This window comes from Fluviicola sp. (assembly GCF_029266855.1).
In the GTDB taxonomy this organism is placed as follows: Bacteria; Bacteroidota; Bacteroidia; order Flavobacteriales_D; family Crocinitomicaceae; genus Fluviicola.
On sequence record NZ_JAQSWB010000009.1, the window covers coordinates 1 to 21,960 of the forward strand.

The 21,960-nt window shown below is 39.5% G+C and carries 17 protein-coding genes; 11 read left to right on the plus strand and 6 right to left on the minus strand.

From position 1 onward, the window contains the following. The 3 genes from K0S23_RS16120 to K0S23_RS16130 form a co-directional block, all read right to left on the minus strand. Positions 1–1,604, minus strand: a 1,604-nt coding sequence (locus tag K0S23_RS16120) for a PKD domain-containing protein (RefSeq protein WP_300359582.1), incomplete at its 3' end; no start/stop codon positions are given. Positions 1,605–1,606: 2 nt separating this feature from the next. Continuing rightward, positions 1,607–2,005: a hypothetical protein gene (locus tag K0S23_RS16125; RefSeq protein WP_300359584.1), complete on the minus strand. Its 399-nt coding sequence runs from the start codon at positions 2,003–2,005 to the stop codon at positions 1,607–1,609. A gap of 285 nt (positions 2,006–2,290) precedes the next feature. Continuing rightward, positions 2,291–5,671: a methylmalonyl-CoA mutase family protein gene (locus tag K0S23_RS16130; protein WP_300359586.1), complete on the minus strand. Its 3,381-nt coding sequence runs from the start codon at positions 5,669–5,671 to the stop codon at positions 2,291–2,293. A gap of 254 nt (positions 5,672–5,925) precedes the next feature. Between K0S23_RS16130 and K0S23_RS16135 the strand changes: the two genes are divergently transcribed. The 3 genes from K0S23_RS16135 (at position 5,926) to K0S23_RS16145 (ending at position 12,085) form a co-directional block, all read left to right on the plus strand. Then, positions 5,926–8,427, plus strand: coding sequence for a T9SS type A sorting domain-containing protein (locus K0S23_RS16135; protein WP_300359588.1), 2,502 nt, complete (start codon positions 5,926–5,928; stop codon positions 8,425–8,427). A 77-nt stretch (positions 8,428–8,504) separates the two neighbouring features. Further along, positions 8,505–11,336 (plus strand): histidine kinase, encoded by a 2,832-nt coding sequence (locus K0S23_RS16140; RefSeq protein ID WP_300359590.1) that lies wholly within the window; start codon positions 8,505–8,507, stop codon positions 11,334–11,336. 2 nt (positions 11,337–11,338) lie between these two features. Continuing rightward, positions 11,339–12,085: a LytTR family DNA-binding domain-containing protein gene (locus tag K0S23_RS16145; RefSeq protein ID WP_300359593.1), complete on the plus strand. Its 747-nt coding sequence runs from the start codon at positions 11,339–11,341 to the stop codon at positions 12,083–12,085. A gap of 4 nt (positions 12,086–12,089) precedes the next feature. Here K0S23_RS16145 and K0S23_RS16150 read toward each other — a convergent pair whose 3' ends face one another. After that, complete coding sequence (locus tag K0S23_RS16150; RefSeq protein ID WP_300359596.1) at positions 12,090–12,536, minus strand: hotdog domain-containing protein; 447 nt, start codon at positions 12,534–12,536, stop codon at positions 12,090–12,092. A gap of 118 nt (positions 12,537–12,654) precedes the next feature. Here K0S23_RS16150 and K0S23_RS16155 point away from each other — a divergent pair, with 118 nt between their 5' ends. From K0S23_RS16155 to K0S23_RS16190, 8 genes are all read left to right on the plus strand, one after another. Continuing rightward, a complete protein-coding gene (locus K0S23_RS16155) occupies positions 12,655–14,619 on the plus strand; it encodes a tetratricopeptide repeat protein (RefSeq protein WP_300359598.1) in 1,965 nt (654 codons plus the stop codon). Positions 14,620–14,651: 32 nt separating this feature from the next. Beyond that, positions 14,652–15,152 (plus strand): GNAT family N-acetyltransferase, encoded by a 501-nt coding sequence (locus tag K0S23_RS16160; RefSeq protein ID WP_300359600.1) that lies wholly within the window; start codon positions 14,652–14,654, stop codon positions 15,150–15,152. 4 nt (positions 15,153–15,156) lie between these two features. Beyond that, a complete protein-coding gene (locus K0S23_RS16165) occupies positions 15,157–15,546 on the plus strand; it encodes a DUF1801 domain-containing protein (protein WP_300359602.1) in 390 nt (129 codons plus the stop codon). After that, positions 15,543–16,169 (plus strand): hypothetical protein, encoded by a 627-nt coding sequence (locus tag K0S23_RS16170; RefSeq protein ID WP_300359604.1) that lies wholly within the window; start codon positions 15,543–15,545, stop codon positions 16,167–16,169. Before K0S23_RS16165 ends, K0S23_RS16170 begins: the two co-directional genes overlap by 4 nt. Positions 16,170–16,379: 210 nt before the next feature. Continuing rightward, positions 16,380–16,682, plus strand: a complete 303-nt coding sequence (locus tag K0S23_RS16175) for a winged helix-turn-helix domain-containing protein (protein ID WP_300359607.1) — start codon at positions 16,380–16,382, stop codon at positions 16,680–16,682. Between the two features lie 245 nt (positions 16,683–16,927). Continuing rightward, positions 16,928–17,491, plus strand: a complete 564-nt coding sequence (locus K0S23_RS16180) for a LemA family protein (RefSeq protein ID WP_300359609.1) — start codon at positions 16,928–16,930, stop codon at positions 17,489–17,491. 9 nt (positions 17,492–17,500) lie between these two features. Then, positions 17,501–18,421 (plus strand): M48 family metallopeptidase, encoded by a 921-nt coding sequence (locus tag K0S23_RS16185; protein ID WP_300359612.1) that lies wholly within the window; start codon positions 17,501–17,503, stop codon positions 18,419–18,421. Positions 18,422–18,428: 7 nt separating this feature from the next. Beyond that, a complete protein-coding gene (locus K0S23_RS16190) occupies positions 18,429–18,863 on the plus strand; it encodes a hypothetical protein (protein ID WP_300359615.1) in 435 nt (144 codons plus the stop codon). A gap of 182 nt (positions 18,864–19,045) precedes the next feature. Here the strand turns inward: K0S23_RS16190 and K0S23_RS16195 are convergent, their stop codons facing one another. Then, a complete protein-coding gene (locus K0S23_RS16195; protein WP_300359617.1) occupies positions 19,046–19,264 on the minus strand; it encodes a peptide chain release factor-like protein in 219 nt (72 codons plus the stop codon). Between the two features lie 34 nt (positions 19,265–19,298). Next, positions 19,299–21,896, minus strand: coding sequence for a TonB-dependent receptor plug domain-containing protein (locus tag K0S23_RS16200; protein WP_300359620.1), 2,598 nt, complete (start codon positions 21,894–21,896; stop codon positions 19,299–19,301). Between the last annotated feature and the right edge of the window lie 64 nt (positions 21,897–21,960).

The window sequence follows — 21,960 nt, forward strand, 5'->3', positions numbered from 1 at the left end:
CTCACGGAATTATTGTTGACAGCAGTTGCTTCAAAGCTAACCAGACCAATTGGCAAAGAAGCTCCACAGTTAACAGTAATGCATTGCGGAGCAGTATAAATACACCCGAAATTGTCGGTTACACTATAAGTAAAACAAGGAGTTCCCTGGTTAGTTGGAGTAACGTCAGCGGTTGTAGCTCCCGTACTTGAAAGTATTGGACTTGCCGACCATCCCTGGGAAGCAATGGTTGGGGTAAATGAAGGTGCAGATAAAAGCGCTGCATTGAAATTAATGTCCCAGTTAAAAATATAACCGTTATCTATTGCAAGATGATCCGTAACCTGGATTGTCCAGCTCCCATTCAACGGACAGCCTACTAAGCCTGCAAATGAGTTAGCCGGCATATAATTGCCAGGGCTTATAGAAGTTGCTGCAGGATTACCGGCAGTAGTCGTGGATCCGTTAACCAATAAGGTCGCAGCCGAAGGAGTAAAACAGTAAGTAGCTCCAACACCGGGACCAGTTCCTGCGTCATCCAAAGCACCACCCAAATAAGTACTTCCCCCACCCGGATAATCTTTCAAACTAATTGACAACCCACTCGGACAAATTAATTCAATATCTAAATCTCCCAGGTAAGAATGCTCAATATTCAAACACACATTTGTAATATCTGTCGCCGTAGTTACCACTGCACTCGGACTATAACAATTGGTTGTGATTGATGTGGTGTAGGAAACTCCGGAGCCGTCCGGTAAGAAAGTCGTACCGGAAACGGGCGGTGTACAGTTTACAGTATACGGTGTCATTGCAACATTGGCAGCCAAGGCGCTTGTGAAATTAGTACACACAGTAGCAGGTGTAGCAGAGGTTCCGACCGTTGGTGTAGTTGAAACCTGAACATTACGATTGAGGGAATTGGAGTTCGTACATCCATTTGGATCCGTAATCGTCAAATTGACCAAATAACTGCCGGCTGCCGGATAAGAATAGTTGATGTTTGTTCCATTCACTGTAACTCCATTTCCCATTGACCATGTATAAGTTGCTCCTGCAGCCGAAGTACCGAATGTTCCGCTCCCAACGAAGTTTACACTTTGCCCCTGGCAAACTCGAATAATCCCGTCACCTGCGGGAGCTTCATTCGAACTTACCCAATTGGAAACAATTGATTGACATGGCGTAATACAACTGATCGTTCCGGCCCAACCCGCAGCCGTTGAAGGGAAGAAAAAATTCCCATCCGAAGTGAAACGGAAAGTCAGACAACCGGAAGCATTGCTCAAAGTTGCCTGCACAATACCAGGACTTGAATTTCCTGAATAAACACCCAAGCTAGGGGCTGAGGTATTGGCACCATCGTAGATATAAAGATAATCCCAGCCGTTTTCCGTAGCAAAAGAGGTGAAATTCACCCGGATTTTATTTCCGGCTACTCCCGGACAAATGGTATATGTCCGGTCCTGACCGTATCCGTAATTAGAACCTGATCCACCTGAATCATAAAATGTTCCGCTACAGGTACTGACAGTATTTGTACCACCTGGCATATTATACGTTTGGGCAAATGAATTTGCTATGGATAGTGAAAATCCAAAAATGAGTAGTGTTAGTTTTTTCATAATCAGCGCAGAGTTACTGGATCAATGACTATAATGTAATTAGTTCCATCCACTCTAATGACCTGTTTTTGGTCACTAAAAAACGGAAGGTTATAGGTAATCGGGATAAATGTTGCAGGATTAAATTGGCTGTAATTGATTGCTACAATTGTCGGATTATAGCGATTCATTAAGGGAAACGAAGAAAGTAAAGGATACTTGTCGTTTGGAGTTAAAGGTTCTACCAGGTATTTCATCCGATTGACAAAGCAATCTTCCAGAGCTGTTACCGCATCCGGATTATTAGCAACCCAGCTGTCTCCATATACGGATGTGATCGCGGGAAGATATTGCGCTGAGGCATAATTAGTAGTTAAAATGCAAAAAACGCACGCAAAAGTAGTAGTAAATAAGTAGTTCATTTCAAATAGTGTTTGAACAAAATTAATCGATAAACTACACTAAATGAGTGCTTAACAAGAAGTTAGAAGCGATGAAAAATAGCTAACAATTTAGTAAACTATGGATATTCGGTCGCTAATTACAAATTTTCATTCGCCTGCCTAAAATTTTAAACCTTCACAGATTTATGAAAAAAAAATTCTGTTACAGAAATCACTAAATACAATTTCCTGAGAAATTTTACAAACAAAAAACCCTTCTTTTGCACAGCAAAAGAAGGGTGTAAACTATTGTATTAAAGGATCTTACATATTTCTCCTGTACTGTCCTCCTACTTCAAACAAAGATTTCGTGATCTGTCCTAAGGAAGCGTATTTACAAACCTCCATTAACTGATCGAAGATGTTCTTATTCTGAATTGCCGTTCGCTGAAGTTCACTGAGTAAATCATCCAATTTATCTTTATGGCTTGTCTTCAGGATTTCCAGCATCGTAATTTGGTATTGTTTTTCCTCCTCGGAAGCACGAATCACTTCTTTTGGCTCAACCGTCGGAGATCCCTTTGAACTCAGGAAAGTATTTACCCCGATAATCGGGAAATCTCCGTTGTGCTTCAAAGTTTCATAGTAGAGTGATTCTTCCTGTATTTTTGATCTCTGGTACATCGTTTCCATTGCTCCAAGCACCCCTCCGCGTTCAGTAATCCGATCAAATTCCGTCAGTACTGCCTCTTCCACTAAATCGGTCAGTTCTTCAATAATGAATGAACCCTGCAATGGATTTTCATTTTTCGCCAAACCTAATTCGCGATTAATGATCAATTGAATAGCCATCGCTCTGCGAACCGATTCTTCGGTTGGTGTGGTGATTGCCTCATCATATGCATTTGTGTGCAATGAGTTGCAGTTATCGTAGATCGCATACAAGGCCTGTAGAGTGGTTCGAATATCATTGAAGTCAATTTCCTGGGCATGTAATGAGCGTCCGGAAGTTTGAATGTGATATTTCAACATTTGAGCACGCGGATTTGCGCCATATTTTTTTGACAGTGCTTTCGCCCATATTCTTCTTGCAACCCGACCAATAACCGCATATTCCGGGTCAATTCCGTTGGAGAAAAAGAACGACAGGTTCGGTCCGAAAGCATTGATATCCATTCCCCGGCTTAAATAGTACTCCACATATGTGAATCCGTTTGCCAAAGTAAATGCCAGCTGAGTGATCGGATTTGCTCCTGCTTCTGCAATGTGGTATCCGGAAATAGAAACAGAATAGAAATTCCGCACTTGTTTTTCAATGAAGTATTGCTGAACATCTCCCATCAGGCGAAGAGCGAATTCCGTAGAAAAAATACAAGTGTTTTGAGCCTGATCCTCTTTCAAAATATCTGCCTGAACAGTTCCGCGGACCTGTTTTAATGTTTCGGTTTTGATCTCAGTATAGACATCAGCAGGAAGTACCTGGTCACCCGTAACTCCCAAAAGCATTAGACCCAAACCATCATTTCCTTCCGGAAGCGGTCCTTGGTAGCTTGGTCTCTCAACCCCTTTTGCTTTATAAATTGCAGCTATCTTAGCCTCAACTTCTTTCTCCAGCCCGTTTGCTTTGATGTATTTCTCACAATTCTGATCAATTGCAGCATTCATGAAAAAGCCCAATAACATCGGAGCAGGTCCGTTTATCGTCATGGAAACTGAAGTAGCCGGATGTGACAAATCAAATCCGGAGTATAATTTCTTCGCATCATCCAGACAACAGATCGAAACACCTGAATTTCCTACTTTACCATAAATATCCGGTCTTACATCCGGGTCATTTCCGTAAAGCGTAACAGAATCAAACGCAGTTGACAAACGTTTTGCCGGCATTCCAAGGCTTACGTAATGAAAACGACGGTTTGTTCTCTCGGGACCACCTTCGCCAGCAAACATACGAGTCGGATCTTCTCCTTCTCTTTTAAAAGGGAATAAACCTGAAGTATACGGGAATTCACCCGGAACATTTTCCTGTAAAGACCAACGCAAAATATCTCCCCACGATTTGAATTTAGGAAGTGCTACTTTCGGAATCTGTGTATGAGACAAGGATTCAGTATGTGTAGCCATTCTCAGTTCCTTATCGCGAACCTTAAAAATAAATTCCGGTGCGGCGTATGAAGCCTTCTTTTCTTCCCAAGCCTCCAATAATTGCCAGTTATGCGGATCCAAATCGCGTTTCACGTTTTCAAATGCTTCCTGAACTCCTTTTACCAAGCGGTCTTTGTCCTCCATTGAACTCGCCTGGATAGTTTCAATAGATCTTTGCAAACCATATAACCTGTCTGCTACATCAACCTGTTTGTCAACCCATTTATCAAAATTCCGGTTGTTTTCAGAAATTTCGGATAAATATCGTGTTCTATCAGGCGGGATAACAAAGATCTTTTCAGACATTTCCTTTGTAATCTCGAATTTCGAATCCAAAGGAGCATTCGTTTTCTCTTTCACTTTATCCATGATCACCTTATACAAGGTATTCATTCCCGGATCATTGAATTGGGAAGCGATCGTACCAAAAACAGGCATTTCATCAACCGGTTTTTCCCAGAGATTATGGTTTCGCTGATATTGTTTGCGTACATCTCTCAAAGCATCCAAAGCGCCTCGTTTGTCGAATTTATTCAATGCGATCACATCGGCAAAATCCAGCATATCAATCTTCTCAAGCTGAGTTGCCGCTCCGTATTCCGGGGTCATCACATATAAAGAAACATCTGAGTGATCTAAAATTTCCGTATCCGATTGCCCGATCCCGGAAGTTTCCAGGATGATCAGATCGTAGTTTGCTGCTTTCAAAATCTGAATTGCTTCCGCAACGTGTTTTGACAATGCAAGATTCGACTGACGGGTTGCCAATGAGCGCATATAAACACGATTATTTTTGATCGCATTCATACGAATTCTGTCGCCCAGTAATGCCCCTCCTGTTTTACGTTTTGACGGATCGACGGAAACAACAGCGATTTGTTTATCCGTAAAGTCCATCAGGAACCTGCGAACCAACTCATCAACCAATGAGGATTTACCTGAACCTCCCGTACCGGTAATACCCAAAACCGGAACATCATTTTTAGCAGCCAATTGATGCACCTGTTCCATAACAGGAGCAGCCATTTCTGGATAATTCTCTGCCGCTGAAATCAGACGTGCGATCGAAGGAACGTGTTTTTCAGCCAAATGATCGATCTCTCCATTCAAAACATCTCCAATGGGATAATCAGAGCGCTCAACCAAATCATTGATCATTCCTTGAAGTCCAAGAGAACGGCCATCATCCGGGTGGTATAAACGCGTAATTCCGTAATTCTGTAACTCTTCAATTTCGGAAAGAAGAATAGTTCCTCCTCCTCCACCGAAAATCTTGATATGCGGAGCACCTTTTTCTTTCAGCAAATCATGCATATACTTGAAGTACTCCGTATGCCCACCCTGATAGGATGTCATTGCAATTGCCTGTGCATCTTCCTGGATTGCCGTATCAACTACTTCTTCTACTGAACGGTCGTGACCTAAATGGATTACTTCACAGCCGGTAGACTGAATGATTCGACGCATGATATTAATCGCTGCGTCATGACCGTCAAACAGGGATGCTGCTGTTACAATCCGGATGTTATTTTTTGATTTGTAGGGTGCTTGTTGCTCCATATCAAATGTTGTTTTTTTCGATTTTTAAGTTCCCAAAGATAACTCAATTTGCAGACACTTTTTCGTTCTCAGAAACGAAATTCTTCCTCATTTGGAGTAAAGTGGTCAAAAACTCCATTATCTGGTAATCCGAAAAACAAAAAAACACCTTCTCTTTGCCATACATGAATGAAATTAACCTACAGCTCATTTGTAAAATAAACAGCGGTAGCCGAAAAGCTTATGAGTAGGCATCATTATTCAATTTAATCACAATGATCAAAAAAACATTTACCATTTTGGCCGGTTTGCTCCTGAGTTGGAGTTCACAGGCACAATTTTTTGAAAATTTTACAACGCCTACCTACACCTGGACCCCAGCCGGAGTGAATGTTGGCATTTCCGCAACGCAGGTTAAGTTTACAGGCTGTGCTGACGGGCAATCCAATCGAATTTACACCAACCATGGTTTAACAATGACTGATAATTGGGTTTTGGAAACAGATTTTCAATTCACTGCAGTAGGAACGGGTGGTCCAGGTCATCATATTGCATCGGTAACAGCTGGCACCCAAGATCCGGTTTCGGGTCCCTCACCTACTTATACTGCAACGAATCAAAGTGCTATTGCGATGATGTTTTATTCAACCAATCACACCAATAATCCCAGCAGTTTTGAATTGGTTGGAACTTGCAAAAACGGAAGCGGAGCATGGACTAATTCTGCCGGGATCGTATTATCTAATGGTAAAACATACTATTTGAGATTGGAACGTCTTGATGCAACTCATGCACGTGTTTCCGCTTTTATGGACCCTGCAAGAACAGTACACGCAACAAACTCGCCACAATGTTTCAACTTGGGTATTCATTTTACGAATAACTTATCAGTTATTCAACATGGAAATTCATGTTGGGGATCTCCTGATCGAATATTAACCGGATGGATCGACAATACGCGCCTAACCAGTTACACAACCAGCGAGATTATCGCAGGAAATCAGCAAGTTTGTTCCGGGACAGGAAATCCGGTTGCATTTACTTCCAGTGCAACTTCCAATAATCCGGATGTAACTTACCAATGGCAAGCCTCAACTGATGGTGGTATTACCTGGACAAATGTCGGGGCTAATTCAGCAACTTATGATCCACCTGCAGGCATTACTCAAAACACCTTGTACAGACGACTTACAACACATACATCTTGTGGTGATCAACACTTCTCAAACACCATTAGTGTAACAGTTGTGAATTGCAATAACTTACCATGTGACTATTCAAATGATTTCTCAAGTGCCGCAAACTGGACAACTGAGGGTACAGGATTAGATATTAATGGTGGTACTTTCAATTATAACAATTGCTCAGGTGGAGTTTCCAATCGTATGTTTACCAATCATAATGTAGCCCTTACAAATAACTGGAGACTTGACTTTGATTTCAATTTCACTGATTTCGGAACTGGCGGTCCGGGACATCACTTAGCTTCCTTAACTTCCGGAACATTGGATCCGGTATCCGGTTCGAACGGTTCTCCATGGGTAGCAACGAACCAGGACGCAGTAGCTGCTATGTTCTATTCTACAAACCATACAGATACAGAGTCAACTTTCATGCTTGTCGGCTGTTCAAAAAATGACAACAGTCCATGGGTTCTTTCAAGCGGAATACTGCTTGAGGACGATACTCAGTATTTTATTACACTTGAACGTCTGGATCAAACTCATGGTCGTATTTCTGTGTACTCAAATGCTGCCAGAACAGTCCATGTAGCAAATTCACCACAATGTTTTGCTATAAATGCAGGTGTTACATCCAATTTAAACATTCTTCAACATGGAAACACTTCATGGGCAGGATCTGACAGAAGCTTAACAGGAACGATTGATAACGACTGTTTGTCCCTGTTGAACTTTACAGGCGGTACTATCACTTACAATCAAAAAGTACCTTGCGGAACCGCACCAAACACCATCATGTCAACATCTCCTGCCAGCGGACCGAATAACTTTTACACATTTACATATGTATGGGAACAATCAACTGATAATGTCAATTGGACAGCTGTTGTTCCTGCAGCTACCGCTTTAAATTTTTCTCCACCAATTTTATACCAAACAACTTACTATCGCAGAGTTGCAACAGGACCATGTGGTATGACTTTGATAAGTAATACGATTACTAAAACGGTTAGTTTAAATACTGCATACAATTCAGAGTTCAGTTTAAATGTGAATTGTCAGTCAGGTCAAGCCAATTTCTCTGTAGAGGCCAATCCAGTTGTCAGCTCCGGAAATAATTTCCTAGGCACATGGACTATTACAGACATCACAGCGGGTACTCCGTCTTATTCAGATCCTTCATGGAACAACGACGACCCTTGTTATTTTGCAGGTTACAATTTCATTCAAGGTCATGTTTATGAGATTGTTTATACCGTACAAGACATCTGTACCCAACCAGGTTCAACGCTGCATACCGTAACTTGTTCTGCAGGAATGATCTTACAGGATGGAAGAGAAATCGACGGTAAAACGACAACTACCAGTGCGATAAATCCTAACCCGACAAACGGAGTATTTACGGTTGAGGTAAAAGACTTAAATGCAACGGAGGTTTCTATTTACAATGCTCAGGGAAGATTAATTCGATCTGTTATGATCTCAAATGACGCTATCAGTTCCCGTTTTGATCTATCTGATCAACCAAGTGGCATCTATCTTGTGAACATTCGCACGGAAGATGGAATACTAACACACAAATTAATTAAAGAATAAATATCTAACCCTTAATGAACAAACCGTCCCGAAAGTAATTTTCGAGGCGGTTTACTTTTTTTATTTATTCTTGTAAAATGAATCTGAGAGTCTTAACGATCCTTTTTATTTGCTGTTTCACCAACTCAAAAGCTCAAGAACTTTATGGTAAATACTTAGGTACGGAACAGGGATTATTGTCTAAGGAATGTTACGACATTAATTTTAACAAGGAAGGCTATTTGATTGTAGGCACCCAATACGGTCCTATGAAATATGACGGTGAAAAATTTATTTCCATTTGCATGAACCTTCCCATTGAGCGGCGAATCATTTACGATTTCGAAAAAGATCCATACGGGCAGATTTACATGTTGAATTCAAAAAATGAAATCTATATTCTAAAAAAAGACCGGGCAGTCCGTATCATTTTCAAAACTTCTCCTCCCTTAAAAGCACATATTCATTTTAAAAAAATACATTGGTACAGTAAAGGTTTGATTTTTCTCACGAGCGATGTTTATTATCGGTATCAGTTCAAGAACAACAGTTTGTCGCGATATTCCGAAAAAAACAAATTGTTTAAAAACAGATTCATTTATGACCCTTCGAAAGAATTTCCTTTCGAAAAATATTTTTCCGAAGCAACAATTATTCCGGATTATACTATTGAATTGAATTTAAATAAGAAAAAAATACTGTATGAGGTCAAAGAATCTATTATTTCAGGATCACGCGAAGATATAATCAAAGTAGCAAACACCCATTTCGCTGTTATCAATTCAAATCTCTATCAAATTTATCCGACCAAGATAAAGGCCCTTCCCTACAAAGACATATTATTCATTGAGTTTTTCCATAACAGAATCTGGCTGGCCACTAATGACGGACTAATTGAGCTTGATACCAATGGAAATTTAATTCAAATTCATTTTCGCGGACAAGTAGTCGGAGGCGTTGTATCAATTCCTGATAAAGGCATTGCAGTGTCTCTTAATGAAAATGGAGTTTTTATGTGCTCCAACATATACGAACGCTACTACAAACAAATTATGCCAACAGATATTTCCGGGCACGGAAAAACAATCATTGTAGGAAATAAAACAGGAGAATTGTTTGAGTTCAAAAACCATAAGCTACATAAAATAGAAAATACGATCCAACTAAATGTCAAAGGTCCAACTGCTGCTTATCTGAAAAGTATCCGACGAATCGAATTCATCAAAAACAAATGGTACATCTGTACTATCAAAGGATTGTACGGATTGACACCTAACCTGAAGAGATCAGAAAAAATATTCATGAATCAATATTTAAGTTTCAGCGATTTTTTCATTTCAAAGGAACAGATTTATTCAATCAATTGGAGTGGAGTTACTTTACATAAACCTGTCACACATCGTCTCATCACTCCCTTTATCCGCTGCAAGTGCCAAGTTAATGATTCAGTAATTCTATTGGGTAGTGAAGATGGACTTTTTGAGTTTAACATAAACAACTGGAAAATAACCCGGTCAGCTCTTTTTAAAAAACCATTCTATATTAGTTACATCCAAGCTTTGGGGCCCAACGAGTTACTTGTTTCATCCCGTTATGAAGGCATCTTCCATTTTAAAAACGGACACCTGATAAAAAAGTATCAGGCACCCTGTTTCTCGTTAAAAAAAGCATTAATTTCTGAAAATCAACTTGTTGCCGGTGGAAACCAAGGAATTTATATCACGCAACTATACAACAAGAAAAAAAATTCCTGGACAAAGATCTTCAACAAGGAAATCCAGAATATGTTTTTGATCAAAAAGAAACTATTCATTTGCGCGGATAACGACCTTATTACGAAAGAACTCATTCCCTATCATGAAATCAGGAAACCGGCAATTATTTTGAATGAAATTCTTTTGGGAAGACAGAAGATCAAAAAACTCCCCAAAGAAATCAGCTATAACATCCCTATTTCATTGGATTTCGACATTTTAAACTTTAGCGCAAACAAACTCAGGCTTTATTACCGGTTAAACGGTGAATCCAGGATCTGCCGATATACCGAAGAAACCAAAATCAGTTTTGAGGCACTCCCAAGCGGTAAATATCGGTTAGAATTATTTCCCGTTATTGATAGTAAAATTCAATTCGACAACTCGAAGCAATATCACTTTAAGATCAATCAGCCATTTTGGGAAAGCACCTTATTCTATTTATTGGTTTCCGTCGTTATTCTTCTCCTGCTATTATCCATTCGGCTTATAAGAAATCTCCGGCGTAAGAAAAGAGCAGCCGAAAGAGCAGAGTTGGAAAGTAAACTGAATGAATACAAACTCCTCGCAGTAAAAGCACAGGTAAATCCACACTTTCTGAGTAATGGGCTTGCCGCAATACAAGCATTGATTTTAAAAGGTGACAACGATCATGCAGCACATTACCTGGCGAAATTCAGTTTTCTGATGCGGAAAATTCTCTATTACAGCGAAACCCAATTCATAACTGTAAAGCAGGAGTTAGAGCTGGCAGAAACATACCTAGAGCTGGAACTATTACGTTTAAAGAACCGCTTCATAGTCCATCGCCACGTATATTTATCCGAACCAGAGCTCCGCAGATTCCTCGTGCCTTCACTCCTGCTTCAACCCATTTTGGAAAATGCTATCTGGCACGGCTTGAAATTCAGAGAGGATAACCCGGAACTAGTAATTTCACTTCAATTAAATCAAAATCAGGAACTGGTAATTGAGATTAGTGATAATGGTCCCGGATTCAACTCACTGAATAAAACAGAAGAGCATTTATCCAAAGGAAATAAACTCATCACCGAACGAATTGACACCCTGAATAAACAATTTCAAAAACAAGTCGCCCAAATGGATATTCTGACCTCTGCTTCCGGAACGAAAGTTATTTTCACCTTCACACCTGATCTCTATCAACCGCAGTAAGTATGAAAACATTTATTATAGACGACGAGCAGGCAAATCGGGAAATTCTTCAGATTCTGATCCGGAAATATTATCCGGAAATCGAAATCCAAGGAGAATCAGACAGCCTGGATGTCTTTTTACAAAGCGAAACGCTTCAACGATCTACCGATCTATTATTCCTGGATATTCTGATGCACGATAAAACGGGATTTGACCTGTTGAATCAACTTAACAAACGTACTTTCGAAGTGATCCTGGTAACCGGGTTTGAAGAATTTGCCTTACAAGCGTTTGAGCATTCAGTGATTGATTATATCCTGAAACCAATTGATAAGGATCGGTTTTGTTCTGCAATTGAAAAAGCGAAGAAACGAATTTCCGAAAAAGACCTGCTTGAATCAGTTAAAGACAAACTCAATACCCAGTCAAAAATCCCTGTCATAAAAAATAAAAAAACGCATTACATCGAATATTCAAATGTGGCCTATATGATCGGACAATCAGGAGGTTATACTACCATTTTCTGTAAGAATGGTGAATCCTATCTCCTTTCAAAATCACTCAGCAACATAGAAAATGAGTGTTCCGAAATTCCTTATCTTGTCCGGGCCAGTCAATCGGTCATAATTAATCTGCAGGATATTCAGACTTGTGACCAGGGCGGATCCGGCTACATTGAACTCAGAACAAACAACTTCGAGATCTTCCTTCCCAGAAGAAAAAAAAGAGAGGTTTTGACTCAATTAGAGATATACCTGAAAGCCTAAGGAATTATTCGGCTGAAAAACCTTCTTCTGTAGGCAGCAAAAGTGCTTTGCCATATTTTTCGATCCGGTGAGCATGACGTTTTTTAATGTATTCCGCAATTGGCAAAGACTTTCCTTCTTCATCAATCCGAACAAAAGTCATATTGGTGTGAGTTACCAAATCCTGGTTACCGGTATACACATTATGCTTGCGAATTTCCATATACAATTCAATGGAAGAATTCCCAAAGCGTACCACTTTTCCGTAAACCTTTAAGATCGCCCCGGATTTAACCGCTTTTTTGAAAACAAGTTCATCCACTTTGATGGTTACCATGTTAGGAGAGTCACAAATCTGAGAGGCAAAAGAACCCGCAGCATCATCAATCAATGACATTAACTTCCCACCAAACATATTGTTATGAATGCCGATGTCAAAGTCTTTACAGATATACGTGGTGATCAATTCCATTTCCATTTTGCTTAAAAGTGTTGTAAAAGTAACAAGACTTCCGCTATGAATGGGGTAAATACACAAAATGTTTTAGTCTATTTTATGAGCTTATAAGGATAAGTTGTATTATTGCGATGTGAAAAATTCCTTACTCACTATTGCTTTGATGATTCTATTTGTTCCTGCCTGGGGACAAACAAATCCCATTGATTCTGTTTACAAACTTGGAAAGGCTGAAAAGAACATCAAAAAGAAACTTCTCCTCCTTAACGAGTCTATTGCGCATGGCTGGTATTACGGCGACTACGACAAAGCAATCCGTTACGGAACAGAATCGTTGAAACTGGCCCATAAATACAAAAACGATTCTATTGCCAGTTTAATGGATAACAACATGGGAATTGCCTATGATTATAAGGGTGATTATTCGCAGGCGCTGACACATTTTTTCCGTGCTTTGCGCGTCGCGGAAAAAATCAAAGACCGAAATAACGAGGCGTATATACTAAGCAATATCGGGTTGATATACAACAACCAGGAGCAATATGAAAAAGCGCTCCAATACCATAAAAAATCACTAAAAATAAGACGTGAGCTTCATTTTAAAAGAGGAACCTCTGCGTCTATCAATAATATCGCCATTGTTTTCATGAACCAAAAGAAGTATGAAAAGGCTATTCAATATTATCACCAATCTGTTGCTATTGATTTGGAACTAAAAGACAGTCTCGGGCTTGCAGATGATTACAACAACCTTGGAGTTTGCTACCAACATAAGAAAGAGTTTGAAAAATCGGCATTCTATCAATTAAAATCACTGAAAATCCGGGAAAAACTGGGACAAGACCTGGGAGTTGCAACTTCCAAGCTAAACCTGGGTGTTTTGGCTGTAAAACGAGGAAAACTTGCAGAAGGAGAAAAATACCTGAACGAATCAAGAATCCTTGCAAAAAAACTGGGCGCGAAAGAAACCCTAAAGTCTGTTTATCAAAGTCTTTCCGAGCTTGCTGAAAGGAAAGGAGATTTCAAAAGGGCTTATGAAAACCTTTATCTATACAATGATATTGAAAAAGAACTTGCAGACGAGAACAATATTCGCAAACAGACCCAGGAGGAAATGAACTATCAGTTTGATAAAGAACGTGAAATCCAGCGTTTGAATCAACTGAAAACAGCACTGGAAAACAAAAAGAAACAGGAACAGGCCCTCATCATCAATTGGGCGATCGCTATTGTGGGGATTTTGATTCTTGGTTTCTCCTTCATTCTTTATCGCCGTTGGAACGAAGTAAAGAAACAAAAGGTGATTATCGAAGAGAAAAACCGTCAGGTCGAAGAGAAAAATCATGAGATTTTGGATTCCATTAATTATGCAAAACGCATCCAAACAGCTATCCTTCCTTCAGCACAATTACGGGCAAAAGTACTCCCCGATCATTTCGTATTGTATGAACCAAAAGATATCGTAGCCGGAGATTTTTACTGGCTTGAAGAAACCAAAGATTCGATCATTTTTGCAGTTGCAGACTGCACCGGGCATGGAGTTCCGGGAGCCATGATGAGTGTTGTATGTCACAACGCTTTAAATCGTTCTGTAAAAGAATTCGGTTTGCGAAATCCCGGAGAAATCCTGGATAAAACGAGGGAAATTATTGTCGATGAGTTATCCAAAAACCAGCAGGATGTTTCCGACGGAATGGATATTTCCCTGTGTACCTGGAACAAAAGTAACAATGAAATAAGTTGGGCAGGTGCCAATAATCCGCTTTGGATCTGGAAAAAAGAGAGCAAAGCCATTGTCGAGATCAAACCCAACAAACAACCAATCGGAAAGCATTTCGACATGCAGCCTTTCACCAGTCATTTGGTAGAACTGGAAAAAGGCGACCGCATTTATCTGATTACCGATGGTTATGCAGATCAATTCGGAGGGCCGGAATCGAAAAAATTCAAGACCAAGAATCTTAAAAATCTTTTGATTCAAATTTCAAATAAAAAGATTCAACAGCAAATCGATATTCTGAAGTCTACTTTTTTCAAATGGAAAGGTGACCTGGAACAGATCGACGATGTTTGTATTATGGGAATTGAGATCGAGTAATTCCTAATTACGAATGCCGAATTATAAAACAGATGAATAAAATCCTCGAAACAACCCGTTTATACCTCCGGGAAATGACACCTGAAGATGCTGAGTCGGCTTATTTATTGAATTTGGATCCGGAAGTTATTCAATATACCGGCGATGATCCTTTTGAAAGCATTGAAGAAGCCCGGGATTTTTTGGAGAAATACGAATCTTATCAAAAATACGGGTTCGGGCGTTGGGGAGTTATACTCAAAGAAACAAATGAATACCTGGGCTGGTGCGGATTAAAATACACCCCCGAACTGGATGAATTCGACATTGGTTACCGCTTCATGAAAAAGTGCTGGGGAAAGGGATACGCAAGCGAAGCCGCCGAAGCGTGTATCAGACTAGGATTCGAACAATTCAACATGAAAACAATCGTTGGAAGAGCAATGCCAGCTAATGCAGCCTCTGTTCGTGTACTTCAAAAAATCGGGTTAACTTACCTTGAAAACCGGATTACGGAAGGAACAGAAGAAGTGATTTATATCAAACACAAATAAGATTATGACTGACCCAAAAGTAGATGAGTTCATTTCAAAGCAGGAACCAAACGAACAGGAATTTGTAAGCTACCTGAGAAATTCGGTTCTAAAAATTGATCCGGAAATCCAGGAACAGATCAAGTGGAATTCGCCCAGTTTCTTTTACGCCGGTGAAATGAAAGCCTTCGATTCGAAAGAATACAAACGCGACCTGCTGGTATTGAATCTACACCACGGGAAATTCTTACTGGTCTTCCCTACCGGTGCAAAAATTGAGGATTCCATTTTAAAAGGAAAAAACTATCCCGATGGCAGAAAAATTGTTACGATTGAAAACCTGGAGGGGCTCAAAAAAATCGAACCTTCCTTAAAAGCCGGAATTTTAGATTGGATCAAACAAATTGAGAAATGAAAAAAGTAAATACACCATTTTTATTGCTTTTAATCGGGACTTTATTCCTGGTATATTCCTGTGGAGAAACTGTTTCGAAAAAAGAATCCGGGGAAACTCCTGCAGTGAAAGAAATAAAAGAAACAGAAGAACCCAGAGAATCTGCTTCAGCAACTAAAAAATCTGACATTCTAATTGAAAACAAGGTTCTACATGCCTTTTCCGACCCCTCAAAAAAAGATGAATTCCGGATTGCAATAAGCGGAAAAAGTCTTTTGAAAGGAAAAGTGCTTTTTACGATCACCAATTCCGAAGGAAAGAATCTGCTAAGAGAAGAATTTGACGCGAATTATTTGCTTGGCTATGATTTCACGGGAAATATCAATTCCAAAAAAGAAACAGATGCCTTCATTCAAAAACGCATCCGGGAATTTTTCTCTGAAGATCGTTTCAACACTCCTGCAATTGAGGAAGATGTTGTTTTCGAAGATCAAAGTTACTATATCGACAAGGAAACCTGGGAAGAAGTAAAAGCGAATAAACAGTCGATCGGATTTTATTATTTGCTTGGTTCGGAAGATGGAAGACATATTGCTTTTTCAGGTAAAAAGGGGAAAGTGGTGATGTTTTATAATTGTTGCTAAACTTGATAATCAGCAATTTATCTGGAACCTGTAAACGATTTTATTAACATGCTGACATTTAGATATCAATGATTTGATATTCAAACACATACCCTCTATTTGTCAACCATTTTATTAATTCGTTTACAGAAAAAAAATCAAGAAAAATTATTGAATTTCCTATTGCATCAAATGAACTTTTCTATTAACTTAAATGGAAAACAGTAATTTATGCGTGCATTTAAACCAAACAACTACACACTGGAAGACTTTGAAGTAACTGTAATTGGAGAGGCAATTTGTCATCCTGCAAGAAAGCGAATTATTCAGCTACTGAAGACAAACAAAAATCTGACTAATACCAGATTATCGAAAATCCTTAATTTAAGTAAACCAGCCATAACAAAACATCTCTTAAAACTTAGCGATGCCAATATCGTAAGCTACAAGTACACTATTCACGAATTCAAAATCAGACTAAACACCAATGGATTCAACAAAATGGAGCAATTCATTATAGAAATGAAATCATAAGCGATTCGCTGATTTTTATAATCAGCGATTGGCCTCGTCTTGTAAACCATTTAGTTAACTCGTTTACACGCAAAACCAACATAAACCTAAAAATCAACTAGATAAAAGCATTTTGTTAACCATTTTATTAATTCGTTCATCCCCCCCACCCATCCAGATAATCCACTTTTTAGTTAAGAATTCATAAACCCGCACACGAACAAAAATTAGTGGTATATTCGCTTAACTTTTAAACTAAAAAAAACATGATCGCTGGTATTATCATTGGAGTTGTTGTATTGATTTTAATCATTTGGTTAGTATCCATCAATAACCGACTTGTTTCATTAAAAAACAATCGTGAAAGCGCTTTTGCTGACATTGACGTTCAATTGAAGCAACGTTACGACCTAATTCCACAATTACTTGGAGCTGTTAAAGGCTACATGAATCACGAAAGTGAAGTCCTAACACGTGTTACAGAAGCTCGTTCAAGATACCTGAAAGCAGATACTATTTCTGAAAAAATTGCAGCTGAGAACAACATGGGTGCTGCATTGAACGGATTGAACATTCAGATTGAAGCTTACCCGGATTTGAAAGCAAACACGAACTTCATGCATTTACAACAGGAAATCGGTGATTTGGAAAACAAACTGGCTGCAGTTCGCCGTTTCTTTAACTCTTCTACAAAAGAGTACAACAATGGGATCGAACAATTCCCAAGCAACCTGATCGCAAACTTCAAAGGGTACAAAACAGAACCTATGTTTGACCTGGGAATTGATCAGCGTCAAACACTTGACAAAGCACCGGAAGTTAAATTCTAATAGACTTAAATGGCAGCTTATATTGGTCTTCACGAGCAAATTCGAAGCAATAATTTAAAATCTTCATTGATATTGGCAGGATTCCCGTTATTAATTTTAGCGGGAGTCTATGCTTTTTTCTTCTTTATGATGGGAGGAAAGGAACACATGGACCAGGTAAATCAGCGGTTCATTACAACCATTCCATTTGTTATCGGAGGAGTGCTGATCTGGTTTTTTATTGCCTATTTTGCGAATTCCACCCTCATCCAATTAGCTTCCAATTCAAAACCTTTGGAGCGAAAGGAAAACATGCGGGTGTATAACCTGACGGAAAATTTATGCATGTCTATCGGTATGAAAATGCCGCAATTATTTGTCATTGATTCCCCGGCATTGAATGCCTTTGCTAGCGGGATTAATGAAAAAAGTTATGCAGTAACATTAACCACAGGAATCATCGATCACTTGAATGATGAAGAATTGGAAGGTGTAATTGCCCACGAATTAACACATATCCGGAACAAAGACGTTCGCTTACTGATCATTTCTATCATCTTTGTTGGGATCATTTCTTTCGTAGTAGATATCTTATTGCGAAACCTCATTTGGGGCGGAGGAAGAAGAGATAAGGAAGACAATAAATTAGTTATCGTTGCATTGGTCATTTCAGCTGTAGCCTTATTATTATCCATCCTGTTCAAATTTGCTCTATCCCGCCGACGCGAATACCTCGCAGATGCAGGAGCAGTTCAGATGACCAGAAATTCCAGGGCAATGGCTTCCGCTTTGCGAAAGATTTCCGGGAATTCCGAAGTTAGCGATGTAAAAAGCGAAGACGTAAAACAGATGTTCATCGAGCACAAAGCATTGGACGGAGCAGGATTTGCAGGCTTGTTTGCAACTCACCCACCGATCGAAAAACGCATTGCTGTATTGGAGCAGATGTGATTATCGAATGAAAAAAACATCCGCCCTTTACTTAAAAACAACATTAGTTATTTTTGGATTTCTGCTTGTTACTTTTGGATTTTTTATTGAATTCAAATCTATTTGTGGATATGCCCCTATTCCTGGCTCTGAATCACAACTTTGGTACATCTTTTCACTTAGCTCAATTTCCATTTTCTCTCTAAGCTATTTTTTTAATAATCTCCTTGGTAAAATCCTCGTTTATTCCTTCGCTGTAATTTTAATTTCTTACATGATCATCGCTACTTGGGGATCAAAAGTTGGATGGGGCAAACCATGTGATTCATCTGAAAACGGATACTATTTAACAATATTAGGAAGCTTATTGATCCTAGTAGCCGCAATAATCGCTCCAATAATCTCAAAAAAGAAAGCTAGCAGAAATACATCAAGTGAACTAATAGATCAGAATGATTTCTAATTCACCTTCCCCCTCAATTTCTTAATCTCAGCCTTTTTCTTTTTGACCAGAAGCCGGCGTTCTTTAACTGCTCTTGGAACTTTTGTTTCTTTCCGGTTCTTAACTACCTTAAAAGCGTAGGCCAACAACTCGTCCAGTTTTTCAAGCACCAGCTGTTTATTCCCTAATTGAGACCGGTCAGCTTATGAAACGATTTGAAGCACCCCGTCTTTGGTGAGCTTATGTGAAAGTTTACTTAACAGTAATTCACGCTGCTCATCGGTGATTAAGGATGAAGTTTGAATATTCCAGTTCAATTCGACTTTCGAAGAAACCTTATTAACATTCTGTCCACCTTTCCCCCCGCTTCTGCTTGTCTTGAAGGAAATTTCAGAAAGGATCTGATGTGCGGATAAACTCATGAAAGTCTTGATATAAAGTCATCAATAAAATTAACTAAATCCTGACAATCAGTTTTACATTGAAGCGGCGTTGCGTTAAATAATTCGGGATTGAATAATACTTTCCGGATACATCCTGGACCCATTGCTTGGAAAGTACATTGTTTACGCCAAGCAAGTTAAATACTTCAAAAGAAATAATCGCGCTTTCCATCTTTTTCAGGAAGTTCCGTGTTTTTCCAGGTTTGCGGTATAAAATATCATAAGACATTCCCATATCTACCCGGAAGTAAGCTTTCATCGTCAGGGTATCTTTGTAACGCGAATGATCCGGCGGACCATAAGGCAAGCGGGAACCATAAGTAATCCCAACCTGAACGGTCAATTGTTCTACCCCTGGCATGTGATCCTGGAATAATACACCCACGGTTACACGCTGGTCAGTCGGTCTGCGGATATATCCCGGGCTCACCCGGTTTGAATCCACTGCAACCTGGTCTTCACTAAACCCGAAAATGATCTTTTCGCCTGCTGCATTATAGTAATCGTAGTAATAATCGTCTTTGATATCTTCTTTCGTAGATAGTAACCCCAATTTAAAGAAGGACATTAAACCGGGAACGAACTCACCGTTTAGATTCAAATCCAATCCTGTTGCATATGCGACTGCGTTATTCGTTGCAAAGTAACGTGTACGAACATTGTCTACTTCGTAAGGATTTACGTCCCACAAATATTTATAATAAGCTTCTGCCGAAAATTTAAACGGAGATTCGCGTTTCCACATAAAGAAACTGTAATCCATTCCCAGCACAAAATGAGCGGACTTCTGGGATTTAACGTTTTGGTTGATTTGACCCGTAAATGTTCTGAATTCCCTGTAAAAAGGAGGCTGATAATATAAGCCCGAAGAAAAACGGTAACGAACTCCTCTTCGAACAAATCTCCCATTTTGATATACATATTTTATAGGAAAATAGGTTAGAGTTAATCGTGGTGTGATGAATCCTTCACTGTTGAAGGTTGTATAAGTTCCTCTTAATCCATAATCCAAACTCAAGCCGGAACGCGACTCTTCAATCGTATCACGCAAGAAACGTTCATGGATCGTACCCACCGAGTCCTTATAGGTAATCTTCTTTGAAACCGGGATATTTTTACGCGCCTTCTTCCATTCCCAATGGTCCTGCGCATACCCATTGTAACGCTGATTATCAAGCTGCAGATTACTTTTAACGGTTTCAAACAGATCCACTTCATCTGTTGGTTCATTGACCTGGGAAAAACCTGCCGAATCCACAAATTGCCATTCGCTCAGCACATCGGTAAAATGATCCAGCTGAATTCCTGCACCGACCTTTAATTGGTGACGGGTCTCTTTATTTTTCGTTTTGAAACTGACTGTTCCATCATGGTATACACTGATGATGTCTGCATTCAATTTGTTTCGTGCATGATTTAAGAATCCGCCAATTCCAAGAACCGCAATAGAATCACCAAATTCCTCTTTGGACGGATCCATTTCCAATTCATTGATATAATACTCACCTAAAATATCAAAGGTCTCACGCTCATCGCTTCGGAAGTAAGTACAGAACGTTTTTCCTTCGTATTTTTTGGAGGTATAATTCAAAGATGTTCCCACTGTTGAAGTTAAAAACTTGGTTTTTTCCTGGCCTTCAAAGTAGATATTGAATGAGTAAGCCTGATTTGCCGTCCCGAAATCTGTTTTACTGGTTTGCGGAGCAAATTGATAGGTATTTGAGGAAACATGACCAAGCATTGTCCAGCTCCAACGTTCATTGATCGTATAATTTGTGACCGCCTGTGCATCCCAAAAAACGGGATTATAATTTCCTTTGGTAGGAAGCGAATTCAACAGGTAACCATTTGCGCGATATCTCGCTCCGAATAAATACTGGAAACGATTGTGCTTTCCAATCTGATCTTCTACATGAGCTTCAACACCCAACAGGGAAGCCATTGCAGAAATACGCAGTGAATCCGGTTTTTTATAGTGAATATCCAAAACAGAACTCAGTTTATCTCCATACATAGATTGAAATCCACCGGAAGAGAAATACACATCCTGAACCAGGGCTGTATTAATAAAGCTTAAGCCCTCCTGCTGGCCCGAACGCGTTAAAAAAGGTCTGTTAATCAAAAACCCATCAACATATACTAAATTCTCATCGTAATTTCCTCCGCGTACATTGTAATTGGAAGTTAACTCATTATTAGAGTTTACTCCTGCCTGGGTAAGAACCAGCAAACTGGTAATTCCGTTCGGCATGGGAAGTTTTTGCAGGTCAATCGGAGGAATACGATCCAAGCCATTGATATCCTCCTTGGTGGTTTTTATCACCACACCATCAATAATCCCAAAATCAAAAACAACGGGGTCCAAAACGAATGAATTCACATCCGGGATCTGAACATTTTTCCGGAATTCGTTTTCAGTATCATACCGGGCAATCATCCCATATTTGTTGGGAGTAAGCTGAACCCTGAAGCGACCGTTTTGATCTGTTTTAGCAGCAATGGTGTCCGTTCCGAGAATGAAATAAACCACCACATTTTGCAATTCCACTTTGCGGTTATCAAGTACACTTCCAGTTACCTGAACTTGAGACCAAACAGTGGTCAAGGGCATAAAAACAAGAAGAAGTAATACTAGAAATTGGTTTCGCATCTTCGATTAAACGTTGAATTGTCGA